We start from the raw sequence: 12,821 nt of genomic DNA, 5'->3' as shown, positions 1-12,821 counted from the left end.
TTAATATTTGTTTTTTGACAGAATCTGAATTATCTCTTAAAAGAAATACTATTCGTTTTCTGTATTTTCTGTTTGATTAAATATATTTTTATCGTGAATCAGTTCGTTGATGATTTCAGAAACTTCGATAAAATGTTTCAGCTTTTCTTCCGAAACATGTTTCTTAACCGTTTCATTAAACTTCAGAACAGTATTTTTAGATAAATCTCTTTTTTCTTTTCCAAATTCGGTCAGGTAGATTAATACGCCTCGGCCGTCACTTGGGTTTTTCTTGCGAACAATTAAGCCTTTTTCTTCCATAGATTTGAGCGTTCTGGTTAAGCTTGTAGCTTCCATACCCATTCTAGGGCCTAAAGCGGTCGATGGTGTCCCTTCTTCCTTGTCCATACTCAAAAGTGCAAATCCGGTTGCCATTGTTGCATCGTACTTTGCAGCTTCTTCGTTATACATTCTTGAAACAGCTTGCCATGTCGCTCTCAAAATATAATCTATCGTTTTATCTTTCATAGGTAACTATATCGATTTCAAATATAATTAAAAAATACTATGCATGCATATTATTTTTAAATAAATTTTTGGTTAATTAAAAAATGTCTTTGGTTTTCAGTGTTTTGAGGTTAAATTTTAACTGAAATATACTATTCTTTTTTGAAATTTTAACAAAATTCATACAGTAAAAAATCTTTTTTGATTTTAAAACGTGGTTTAATTCGGTATTATTCTAAAAATTATGCGTTTACTACAGTATTGTTTTCAGAATCATAGGTCAAAAGTGTCTTTAGATTTCTTTTTTATTCGTTTTAGAACGGTTAAGTTAACGGATTTATTAAACAAAAAAGGCTGTCTTAATTAAGACAGCCTTTTTCTTTGGTTAACTATTTTGGAATTTTAATTATGACCATAGATTTTAACGTAAAGATCTTTGTAAATTTCTTTAATGATTTTACGTTTTAACTTTAGAGTAGGAGTAAGCTGTCCGCCGTCGATAGACCAAACATCTGGAGTTAACTCAAAACGTTTGATTTTTTCCCAGTTTCCAAATTTCTCATTGATGCTTTCTACTTCATCATCGATACGTTTGATCACATCAGCATTTTCACTGATTTCTTTATCTGTTTTTCCTAAAGTAATTTTGTGGATTTTTGCCCATTCTTTTACGAATTCAAAATTTGGCTGAATAAAAGCACCCGGCATTTTTTCGCCATCACCAATAACCATAATCTGCTCAATAAAGCGTGATTGTTTCATGGCATTTTCAATAATTTGTGGTGCAATATATTTTCCTCCCGAAGTTTTGAACATTTCTTTCTTACGATCAGTAATTTTCAAGAAACCTTCACTGTCGATTTCTCCAATATCTCCCGTATGGAAATAACCGTCTTGCAAAGCTTCAGCTGTTTTTTCTGGATCTTTGAAATAACCTAACATTACGTTTGGTCCTTTGCAAAGAATTTCTCCATCTTCCGCAATTTTAACTTCTACATTACGAATTACTTTTCCAACAGTTCCAATTTTGAAACCTTTATTTCTTTGATCGTTTACAGCAATTACCGGAGAAGTTTCAGATAATCCGTATCCTTCCATAACCGGAATTTCTGCAGCAGCAAAAACTCTAGTCAAACGTGGCTGTAAAGCGGCACTTCCGGAAACCATTAAATCTAAATTTCCACCCAAGCCTTCTTTCCATTTGCTAAAAATCAATTTGCGGGCAATTTTTAATTGAAACTCATACCAAGCTCCATTTGCTCCGTATGGTTCGTATTTTAAACCTAAATCAATAGCCCAGAAAAACAGTTTTTTCTTGATGCCGGTTAATTCAGCACCTTTAGCATAAATTTTGTCGTAAACTTTCTCTAAAAGTCTTGGTACAGCTGTAATTACCGTTGGACGGACTTCTTTTAAGTTGTCACTGATTTTATCAATTGATTCTCCAAAATAAACTGAAACACCATAATATTGATAAATGTACAAGATCATTCTTTCAAAAATGTGGCAAATTGGCAAGAAGCTCAATGCAGTACTTTTTCCTGGATCAAACGGAATTCTTGGAGCACTATCTAAAACATTCGAAACAATGTTTTTGTGCGAAAGCATAACTCCTTTTGGTCTTCCGGTAGTTCCGGAAGTATAAATAATAGTTGCTAAATCGTCAGTTTGAATACTGTCTTTTCTAGCTTCAACCTCGTTTTGATTACTTTCGTCAGCACCTGATAAAAGTAGATCTGACCAATGTTTACAACCTGGAATTTCATTGAATGAATAAACTTCTTTTAAAGTCGGAACATTCGCCTTAATAAGGTTTACTTTATGAAGAACTTCTTCATCTGACACAAAACAGTACATACTGCCACTGTGGTTCAATATATATTCGTAATCTTCTTCTGAAATTGTTGGGTAAATTGGAACAGTCTGTGCACCAGTCTGCAAAATACCAATATCCATGATATTCCACTCCGTGCGATTGTTTGATGTAATTAGGGCAATTTTATCATCTTTCTGAATGCCCATTCGCAATAATGCTCTTGAAACAGCATTGGCTTTTGCAATATATTCCTGGCTAGATGTTTTTTCCCAGACTCCGTTTTTTTTAGTTGCTAAGGCAACCGGAAGGTTATAAGTTTCTTGTTGATAATAGGGAAAATCAAAAAGGCGTGTGATTGAAACCATGTTTAATATATTGAATTTTATCGCAAATTAAATAAAAAATAGGTATAATTTTTAATTTTGTGGAATTTTATGGGAAAATTTATAGGGACTCTTAAAAATCAACGAAAACGTTTTCTTTTTTGTAGTAAATTTTCGAAAAAAATACAGATTATTTATTTGAAGGTGTTTTTCCAAGATCATTATAATCTTCATAATCTTTCACTCTTTCGCCCATAATAAACATTTTTTTCTTGGCAAAATGAATCGAAAATTGTGTGTAATTCCATTCTTCACTATCATTGGTTCTGTACCAAAGCGTGTATGAAGCACTGTTGAAGCCTTCTTTAAAAACAGGAACGCCTTCTTCAGTACATTCAATTCCCCAGTTGATCTTTTGTTTGCTTAAATCTTCGTATTGATAAACACCAGTTCCATCCGGATTTAATAAAAATATAGGTTCTTTTTTTCCTGCCGGCGCATAAGTTCCAGGAGCCGGATAACCAATTGTTGTGGTAATATAACGTTCGCGGTCTCTATATTTGATCGCGTTTACTTCAACTTGTGAATACGATTTTGCAGCACCAAATATTAGTGTTAAAAGTAAAAAATGTAAAAATTTCATTCTATGTAAGGTTAAGTGTTTTTGGGGTTCAAAGAAATTCAGTGGCTGGAATTTCTCAGCGAATATAAATTAATTTTCGATAGAAAAATCGAATCCCAATTACAAGAATGTGTTTTTTTTAGATTTTTATTTTCTTCCTTTTTTATTCCGTCGAAAACTGATTTTCCAACAGTTTTTCTTTAAATTCGGATTTAAAAGTGTAAGCAAATGTAACCACCAGAGCACGAGTGTCTGATTTGTTAGTTCTATTATTGCTGAATAATAATGTATTGTTTTTATAACCGCTTTCGAGTGTGTTAAACATATCGGTTACAACCAAACCTAAACGCGCATTTCCTTTTCCGAGTTTTTGCTGAAGTCCCATGTCAACATTGTAAATCGGAATTCTTTTTCCTTGCGCTGTTGCTAAAGCCGAATTGTAGTTTCCAATAATCTGAAGTTTCCCACCTTTCCACGGTACAAAATTATTTATGATTTTTCCGTACCAACTAAAAGCATTGTTTACAACATCTTCGCCAAGATTTGATGCATTTATATTTTGCTGAAAAGCAGTTAAACTGATGTTTGCATCATAAAAACCAATTGGTTTCAAACTGAAAATAGTTTCTAAACCGTAAGTAATGGTGCTTCCAATATTTTTTGGCTGAAGCAAAATAACGCCATTGTCTAGCAATTCTGCATATTGTCGTATTGCGTCAGTTGTATTTCTGTAAAATGCATTGGCAGATAACGAATAGTTTTTCCAGTCTTTATTGTAACTCATTTCGGCAATATGAATAATTTCAGGCTTTAAATAAGGATTTCCACCATGCGGATTTAGCGCATCTGTAATATCAATGAACGGATTCAAATCGTCTAAATCTGGTCGATTGATACGCTTGCTGTAGCCAATTTTGAAAAATTCATCTGCTTTTAAATTCAGTTGCAAAGACGCCGATGGAAAAAGTTTTAAATAATTATTACTAAAACGATCGCTATTATTTTGCGTTGCTCCAGTGTTGGAAACATTTTCTGCACGTAAACCTAAATTGTATTTCCATTTTGGATTTTCGCTTTCGCCGATGAAAGAATTCAGCATTCCGTAAAGTGCATTTATTTGTTCATTAAATTTGAAAGTATTGCTCGCTAACGGATTTACAACATAATCACCATTAACTAAATCAGCACTTTCAAAATCAGAATTAAAGAAGCGGAAAGTTCCCTTGTAACCGGTTTCTACAATTGTTTTTTCTGAAACAGGAAAAGCATAATTTACAATGGCGTTAGAGATATTTTGGTTTTCATAATTATGTGTGCGTTGTAGTTTGGCTTCACCAATTTGCTGTTGATATTCATCGTAATTATAAGTGTCAATATCTGTGTTTTCTCTATGTTTCCCAAAAGAAGAAGTTATCGAGGTATTTAAGTTTTTTCGTTCGTCCGAAAATTTTCGGTCATAATTAAAGGAAAGTTCACCAACTTTTGAACGTTCCAATTCTAAAGAATGTCTTTTATTATTTGAGAAAAATGCATTTGTGCTTGTATTTACCTGCGTATACAAAGTTTCATCATTGTCTTGCGTTTCGATATTTCCTAAAGCTTCAAATGAAAATGTATTTTTATCATTTGGAGCATAATCAACGTTGAATTTCAAATTCTGTAAACCTTCAGTACGTTCGTCATTTCTGTTTTGATGGATATAATGTTCGTCATCAATAAAATAATTGGTTCTGTCCGCTTTTATTTTCTTGGTTCTTCCCGCAAAACGGTTGTCATAACCCAAACCAATATTCCATTTTTCAGTTTTATTATTTAAAAGAACCGAACTGTTCATTCTTCCTTTAGCACCAAAACCGCCTCCTAAAACAACAGCTCCATTTAAGCCACTCTGATTGTTTTTCTTCAGTTTAATATTAATGATTCCGCTTTCTGCATTAGCATCGTATTTTGCTGTCGGATTACTAATTATTTCAATACTTTCAATACTGCTTGCCGCAATCTGATCCATGTTGGTAATAGCCGAATTTTTTCCATTAATCAAAATCATTGGCGATTTTCCTCTTAAGGTAATACCGCCTTCAGCATCTACGGCAACTGTCGGAATACTTTTTAGCATGTCAGTTGCAGTTCCTCCGGATTGAGAAATATTCGAAACAGCATTAAAAATAAAACCTTCGTTGGTTTTTTGGATTTGTTTTTTCTGAGAAGTAACAACAACGTCATTTAGTAAATTGGAGTCATTTTCTAAGATGATATTTCCAATAGAAAGAGAAGAGTTATTAACTTTTATTTTTTTTGTTATTGTTTTGAAGCCGATTAATTTGAATTGTAATTGATAATCGCCAGAAAGGATATTCTCTAAAGAAAAATTCCCTGAAACATCTGTCACTGCATAACTAGCAACTTTAGTCGAATCTGACGGGTTTTTCAAAATGACATCCACAAATTCAATTGGAAGCTTACCATCAGAAACGGTTCCTTTAATAGAATTGTTTTTTTGAGCAAAAGTAAATTGGCTTATAAAAAATAAGAGAAGCAGTGCAGATAATTTTTGGATCATTTTTTTCATGAGACAAAGATATTTAACTCATGAAATGAAGCTTTTTAAAAGACCTTAAGATATCATTAAATTAGTCTTATTCTATTTTAAGGATTTGTTTAAGAGTTCAAAAATAGATTTTTGACAAAAGGTTTTTATATAAAAAATCACAAAACAGCACTAAATGCAGTTTTGTGATTTTAAGATTACAAAGCACAAGATTGAGTAAATCTTGTAGTTAATTGTATAATGTCACTTTTAGATTGGACGAAAAATAATTGTTAAATCCATATACCAAAATGTAATAATCACCCGACGGATTTGAAATGGTAATATTTTCGCGGTCTCTGTTTGGTAGTATACTAGATTCGTCAGCGGTCCATTTATATGGATAATTTGAATGTATTACAGGGTTACTTCCTTTTCGAACAAACAAATCGGCACTGTTTAAGTAACATCCACCATCTTCAGATGTTTCAATTACCATTTTTGATGTATTTGAAGGAACAGTAACTTTATAAATTTTTCCTTCTCCCGAATTTCCTTCCACGCATTGATTTATTGCAACTGTAGAATTGCCACTACCAGTGCCACCGCCGTTTCCATTTCCATTTCCATTTCCATTTCCTCCACCAGTAGTAGGAGGGATGATATCTTCGTTTTTGCCGTTTACCAAAAGTTTCCATCCAGATCCATCACGAACCAAATCAATTTTATTGGTTTTATCTTTAAGAAATGCGTCGTCGTTTAAAGTACCGGTGTACTCCTTTCTATTAAGATCATTACCAATACCAATTTTCCATTCTGATACTGTAAAAGAATATCTTACGCCATTTCCGTCTAATTTAAATTCAGAAACAGTACCGTTTTCATTAGCATAAGTTTCAGACTTATAAAAGGATCCACTTTCGTCATTAAGCTTAAGTCCCAAAGCGACACTTAAAAATTCGGTATCACTCGTTGAATTTAAAGCTTCACAAACGGCAATAAAAGACCTCAAATCCGGATCTATATTTTCCTCTAAACTGTCACATCCGCAAATAATTACAATAGTGAAAAACATAAGGGCTCTTAAAATTTTATTCTTCTTCATAGTTAAGAAAGGTTTGGTTAAGTTTAAACGTAAAATAATTTAGACAAATCTAGAGGCTTTGTTTTTGAAAAAAAATACACCTTTTGGAGTATTTTTAATAGCCAAATTGCTTTTTTAGGATTTAAGAAGAACAAAAAAAAGGCTGTCTCAAACGAGGCAGCCTTTTATGTATATTAGTTTTTTATTTAGTTTTTCTCAATCCATTTTCTGGCATTAACAAAAGCTTCGTGCCAAGGAGAAACCTCGTCATTTCTGTCTTTTGGATAATGCGCCCAGTTCCATTGGAAAGTCGAACGCTCAATATGAGGCATCATAACCAAATGTCTTCCTGTTTTGTCACACATCATAGCCGTGTTGTAATCAGAACCGTTAGGGTTTGCTGGATAACCTTCATAAGCATATTTAGAAACAATGTTGTATTGATCTTCTGCATAAGGTAATTTGAATTTACCTTCTCCGTGAGAAACCCAAACTCCTAAAGTACTTCCAGCCAATGTCGATAACATAACCGAATTGTTTTCCTGAACTTTTACAGAAGTAAAGATACTTTCGTGTTTCTGGCTTTCGTTATGGTGCATTTTTCCGTGAACTTCATGTTCTGGATTAATCACTTCTAATTCCATAAACAACTGACAGCCGTTACAGATTCCGACAGATAAAGTATCTTCTCTTTTGAAGAAATTATCTAAAGCTGCTTTTGCTTTTTCATTGTATAAGAAAGCTCCAGCCCAACCTTTAGCAGAACCTAAAACGTCTGAGTTAGAGAATCCACCAACAGCTCCAATAAACTGAATATCTTCAAGCGTTTCACGTCCAGAAATTAAATCCGTCATGTGAACGTCTTTTACATCAAAACCAGCCAAGTACATTGCGTTTGCCATTTCGCGCTCAGAATTACTTCCTTTTTCACGAATAATAGCTGCTTTTGGTCTTGGTTTAGAATTGTCAATTTCTGGTTTTTTTCCTGTAAAGTGCGCAGGGAAAGTATAATTTAAAACCTGATTTTTATAGTTTTCAAAACGTGCCTGGGCTCTTCCGTTTTTAGATTGTTTTTGATCTAATAAATAAGAAGTTTCAAACCAAACATCTCTGTAAGCTTTTATGTCTAAAGTCCAAAGTCCAAGGTCTAAAGTCTCAGTAGTTGTCGCTTTTCCTAATTTGAAAAATTCGATGTTGTTAGCGTTTAATTTCGCTTCAACAACCGCATCAGATTTAGCTTGGAAAACAATTCCGATGTTTTCAGCGAAAAGGATTTTCAATAAGTCTTTTTCCGCGAAAGCGCTGAAATCAATTTTAGCTCCAAGATTTACATCAGCAAAACACAATTCTAATAAAGTTGTAATTAAACCACCACTTCCGATATCGTGACCTGCAAGGATTTGGCTTTCGCCGATTAATTCTTGGATTGTATTGAATGCATTTTTGAAGAAAGAAGCATCTTTAATAGTAGAAGTTTCATTTCCGATTGTGTTTCTGATTTGTGCAAACGAAGAACCTCCTAATTTGAAATCATCCTGAGACAAATTGATATAATAGATTGAATCTCCGTTTTTCTGTAAAACAGGTTCCACTACTTTTCTAATATCAGTACAGTTTCCTCCAGCCGAAATAATAACCGTTCCCGGCGCTATTACTTCGTCATTTGGATATTTTTGTTTCATCGAAAGTGAATCTTTTCCTGTTGGAATATTGATTCCCAATTCAATTGCAAATTCTGAACAACCTTCAACTGCAGCGTACAAACGAGCGTCTTCACCTTCGTTTTTACAAGCCCACATCCAGTTTGCAGATAATGAAATTCCTTTAATTCCGTCTTTAATTGGCGCCCAAACAATGTTTGATAACGATTCTGCAATTGCATTTCTAGATCCTGCAACAGGATCAATTAAAGCCGCGATAGGAGCGTGGCCAATAGAAGTTGCAATTCCTTCTTTTCCTAAATAATCAAGAGCCATAACTCCAACATTATTCAAAGGCAATTGTAAAGGACCTGCATTTTGCTGTTTGGCTACTCTTCCTCCAACACAACGGTCTACTTTATTTGTCAACCAGTCTTTTGAAGCAACAGCCTCTAAACGTAAAACGTCTTTTAAATAACTTTCGAAATCTCCTGCGTTGTAAGCAACATCAGCATATTTTCTATCGATAGTTTTGTCTGTCATAACCGTTTTTGGAGAACTTCCGAAGAAATCTTCTAAAGCATAGTCCATCGGTTTTGAACCATTTGATTGTGATTGGAAAGTAAAACGGTGATCTCCAGTTACATCTCCAACTTGATACATTGGCGAACGCTCTCTGTCGGCGATTCTTTGTAAAGTATCAATATCTTTTTGACCGATAACCAATCCCATTCTTTCCTGAGATTCGTTACCAATAATTTCTTTTGCAGAAAGTGTTGGATCTCCAACCGGTAATTTATCTAAATCGATCAAGCCTCCAGTTTCTTCCACCAATTCCGAAAGACAGTTTAAGTGTCCTCCAGCTCCGTGATCGTGAATAGAAACAATTGGGTTATTGTCGCTTTCTACTAAACCACGAATCGCGTTAGCTGCACGTTTTTGCATTTCAGGGTTTGAACGCTGAATAGCATTTAACTCGATTCCTGAACCGAAAGCGCCAGTATCTGCAGAAGAAACCGCAGCACCACCCATTCCGATTCTATAATTTTCTCCTCCAAGAATAACGATTTTATCGCCTTCTTGTGGTTTCTTTTTAATTGATTGATCTAACTTCCCATATCCAATTCCACCCGCTTGCATGATTACTTTATCGTAACCAATTTTACGTTCGTTTTCTGAATGTTCGAAAGTTAAAACAGAACCTGTAATTAACGGCTGTCCAAATTTATTTCCGAAATCAGAAGCTCCGTTTGAAGCTTTGATCAAAATATCCATTGGTGTTTGGTACAACCATTTTCTTTCTTCAACTGCATTTTCCCATTTTCTGTCATCGTTCAAACGAGAATATGAAGTCATATAAACCGCAGTTCCGGCTAATGGCAATGAACCTTGACCTCCCGCTAAACGGTCACGAATTTCTCCTCCTGATCCTGTTGCAGCTCCGTTAAAAGGCTCAACTGTTGTTGGGAAATTGTGTGTTTCTGCTTTTAATGAGATTACAGAATCGAATTCTTTTATTTCGTAAAAATCAGGTTTGTCTGCCGATTTTGGTGCAAATTGTTGTACTTTTGGTCCTTTTACAAAAGCAACGTTGTCTTTGTAAGCAGAAACAATATCGTTAGGATTTTCCTGAGATGTTTTTTTGATTAATTTGAAAAGAGAAGTCTCTTTTTCTTCACCGTCAATAACAAAAGTTCCGTTGAAGATTTTGTGACGGCAGTGTTCTGAATTCGCTTGTGAGAAAGCAAAAATTTCAGAATCAGTTAATTTTCTTCCTAGTTTAGTCGAAAGATTGTTTAAGTAATCAACTTCTTCTTCGCTTAAAGCTAAACCTTCTACTTTGTTGTAAGTTGCAATATCGTCAATTTCCAGAATTGGTTCCGGCTGAATGTTGATAGTGAAGATTTCCTGATCTAATTCGTTGAATTTTTGAGAAAGCATTGGATCAAAATCAGTAAAATCTTCCGTTGCTGGATGAAATTCTTCAATTCTGATAATGCCAGAAATTCCCATGTTTTGAGTAATTTCTACAGCATTTGTACTCCAAGGTGTAATCATTGTAGCGCGAGGTCCAACAAAGAAACCTGTCAATGCAGATTTTTCTATTTTATTCGCATCGGCAAAAAGCCAGTTTAATTTTGAAATGTCTTGAGCTGAAATTTCGTTTTCCGTTTGTACGGCAAAAACAGTTTTGCTTTGGTTTTCAAAGAAATGGATCATTTTGTGTGTTTGTTGTATTGAGGTGCAAATTTAGACAATCTAAACCAAAAAAAAAAGCAACAAACAGCGCGTTTTTAATTATTTATTTTTACCCTTTTTTGCCTTGAAAATGCAATTTTTTTGCTGTTTGTTTCATACGAAATTTAACATTTTTTAATCGTCATTTTTTGCGTGTAAACTATTGCTGTTTTTAAAATTTGAGTCAAAAAAGTACTTTACAAGATGAAAGTGATTCTTAAAATTTAATTACAAATTTTTCTAAAGAATATCCGAGAAAATTGCAAAGTGGATAAAAATGAATCTCGCAAAGACGCAAAGTCGCAAAGTTTTTTTTTAAGTTTTTGTCTAAAACTTTGCGACTTTGCGACTTTGCGAGCAAAAAACACAACGAGCTTAAATTTTCTTAAATTACTTATATGGTGAAAAAATTACTTCGGGAAATCCTGACTCTGATAAGCACCCAAATCAGGCGGAGAAGTTCTTGTAATCCCTAAAATATCCAATGGAATGATATACGCCTGATTCCCTTTCGCGAAAGCAGAAGATGTTTTATCGATATTGAATTTATTCTGATTTACATTATAAAACCTCGGATTTTCATTTAGAATGATATTGTTGTAATGTTCTGTATCGGTTTTAAACTGATAATTAGGATCTGTTGATGAACTGCTGAATTTTAAAAGACAGTTATTCAATTGATAAACAAATGGAGTATTTGTGTTTATATCTAAATTAAATTCGTTCGTGCTTGAACCATAAATAATACAATTATTGAAAGTGGCCTGAGTTAAAGGATTTGTTTCCGGAGTCGCGCCAGCCAAACTATTACTTAAGTTCACTGCAAAATGGGAGCCGTTTTGCCAATTGTTGTTAAATGTACAATGCGTAAAATTGTAATTTCCGCCGTAAATGCAAGATAAACTAGCTAAACCAGCATAATTAATTACAATGTTTTCGCCAACAATTTTACTGTTTTGTCCTAAAATACCATATTCAACACAATTGTAAATCTGGGTGTTTTTTAATTGAATTGTATTTGCGGTATTTCTTATGTCTAATCCGGTTACAGCATTTTTTAAAGTCAAATGATTGATGGAATGATTGTCGCTTCCATTTTCAATAATAACCGATTTCCATTGTCCCGGAATATCAGAGTAAAGTGATTCTAAACGATCACCTTCAAAAACAACTTCATTTTCAAGTTTTTCAGTTGTTGAAGTTGTTCCGTTAATTTGAAGCGAAGCATTTTTGCCGACATATAATCCGGAATTGGCATGAAAGTGAACTCTGGCTCCAGCTTCAAAAGTTATGGTTTTATTTTCGGGAACTCCGGCGTAACCATATATTACGTAGGGTTTTTGTTTGGTAAAAAGAAGTTCATTTCCGTTTACAGGATCATTTTCGCTTAAATAAAATCCGTCAACATCTTTACCGTCGATTTTGATTTTTTCTTTTGTTCCGTCTGGATTTTGATTTGGATATAAGAAAATGGCATCCTGAATTAAAGTAACCAATGCTACTTCCTGAAGATTCGTTCCACTGTCAAACTGAATTTCATCTGTATACAGAAAATCAGTTGGGTTGGCATCTGTAATATCTGCAGTAGTTTCAATAAAAATATATAAACTGTCTTTGGCTAAAAGTGTAACGTCTTTAAAAAGCTTTCCGTTTGTGCCGCTCATGCCGTCAACAGTCATTCTGTATTTAGAGTTTAAGCCTTTTTTAAATTGAATAGTTGGAATTGAAATGTCATTTTTACTTCGGTTGTAAACCTTCAATTGATACGTGCTCGAACCAATGTTTTTAAAAACAGTATCCAAATAAACAGTGTCTTTTGAAAACTTTAAATCTCCAGTACTGGCAACGGTATCAAAGTCAGTTCGGCAAGAGCTGAAAACTAAAATTAAACTCAGAACGAAGATTGCAAAGTATTGACGCATTTAAAAGTTTTTTTAGCCACAGATTAAGAGGATTAAAAAGATTTTCCGCAATGCGTTAAAAAAATAAATCTGTGTTAATCTGTGTAATCTGTGGCGAAAAAAAAATCAGCCAAAGATTTGATTGTTTCTGTAAAAATAACAAAAAACCTACAGGTTTGAATTT

At 33.8% G+C, this 12,821-nt stretch carries 7 protein-coding genes; all 7 read right to left on the bottom strand.

Annotation, left to right across the window (positions count from 1 at the left end):
* Positions 1-48: 48 nt before the first annotated feature.
* The 7 genes from BD847_RS12885 to BD847_RS12855 all read right to left on the bottom strand — a co-directional run bounded on the left by BD847_RS12885 (position 49) and on the right by BD847_RS12855 (position 12,658).
* Positions 49-507: a MarR family winged helix-turn-helix transcriptional regulator gene (locus BD847_RS12885; protein WP_115888678.1), complete on the bottom strand. Its 459-nt coding sequence runs from the start codon at positions 505-507 to the stop codon at positions 49-51.
* 381 nt (positions 508-888) lie between these two features.
* A complete protein-coding gene (locus BD847_RS12880; RefSeq protein ID WP_115888677.1) occupies positions 889-2,667 on the bottom strand; it encodes an AMP-dependent synthetase/ligase in 1,779 nt (592 codons plus the stop codon).
* Positions 2,668-2,815: 148 nt separating this feature from the next.
* Positions 2,816-3,268 (bottom strand): hypothetical protein, encoded by a 453-nt coding sequence (locus tag BD847_RS12875; RefSeq protein ID WP_115888676.1) that lies wholly within the window; start codon positions 3,266-3,268, stop codon positions 2,816-2,818.
* A 142-nt stretch (positions 3,269-3,410) separates the two neighbouring features.
* Positions 3,411-5,816 carry a TonB-dependent receptor domain-containing protein gene (locus tag BD847_RS12870; RefSeq protein WP_115888675.1) on the bottom strand — a complete coding sequence of 802 codons (2,406 nt, stop codon included), beginning with the start codon at positions 5,814-5,816 and terminating at the stop codon, positions 3,411-3,413.
* Positions 5,817-6,024: 208 nt separating this feature from the next.
* Positions 6,025-6,879, bottom strand: a complete 855-nt coding sequence (locus BD847_RS12865) for a hypothetical protein (protein WP_115888674.1) — start codon at positions 6,877-6,879, stop codon at positions 6,025-6,027.
* Between the two features lie 185 nt (positions 6,880-7,064).
* On the bottom strand, positions 7,065-10,718 hold the full coding sequence (purL, locus tag BD847_RS12860; protein ID WP_115888673.1) for a phosphoribosylformylglycinamidine synthase: 3,654 nt from the start codon (positions 10,716-10,718) through the stop codon (positions 7,065-7,067).
* Between the two features lie 428 nt (positions 10,719-11,146).
* The gene (locus BD847_RS12855; protein WP_115888672.1) at positions 11,147-12,658 is read right to left on the bottom strand and encodes a right-handed parallel beta-helix repeat-containing protein; all 1,512 of its coding nucleotides are present in this window, start codon (positions 12,656-12,658) and stop codon (positions 11,147-11,149) included.
* Positions 12,659-12,821: the final 163 nt, after the last annotated feature.

The sequence above is a fragment of the Flavobacterium cutihirudinis genome (assembly GCF_003385895.1).
Classification (GTDB): Bacteria; Bacteroidota; Bacteroidia; order Flavobacteriales; family Flavobacteriaceae; genus Flavobacterium; species Flavobacterium cutihirudinis.
Note: the sequence above shows the minus strand (reverse complement) of the source record. Positions and strands in the feature narration are given on the sequence as shown.

Excerpts from the sequence above, each read along its gene's own strand:
- BD847_RS12865 (WP_115888674.1), bottom strand. The coding sequence starts at position 6,879 with ATGAAGAAGAATAAAATTTTAAGAGCCCTTATGTTTTTCACTATTGTA.
- purL (WP_115888673.1), bottom strand. The coding sequence starts at position 10,718 with ATGATCCATTTCTTTGAAAACCAAAGCAAAACTGTTTTTGCCGTACAA.
- BD847_RS12855 (WP_115888672.1), bottom strand. The coding sequence starts at position 12,658 with ATGCGTCAATACTTTGCAATCTTCGTTCTGAGTTTAATTTTAGTTTTC.
- BD847_RS12875 (WP_115888676.1), bottom strand. The coding sequence starts at position 3,268 with ATGAAATTTTTACATTTTTTACTTTTAACACTAATATTTGGTGCTGCA.
- BD847_RS12885 (WP_115888678.1), bottom strand. The coding sequence starts at position 507 with ATGAAAGATAAAACGATAGATTATATTTTGAGAGCGACATGGCAAGCT.
- BD847_RS12870 (WP_115888675.1), bottom strand. The coding sequence starts at position 5,816 with ATGAAAAAAATGATCCAAAAATTATCTGCACTGCTTCTCTTATTTTTT.
- BD847_RS12880 (WP_115888677.1), bottom strand. The coding sequence starts at position 2,667 with ATGGTTTCAATCACACGCCTTTTTGATTTTCCCTATTATCAACAAGAA.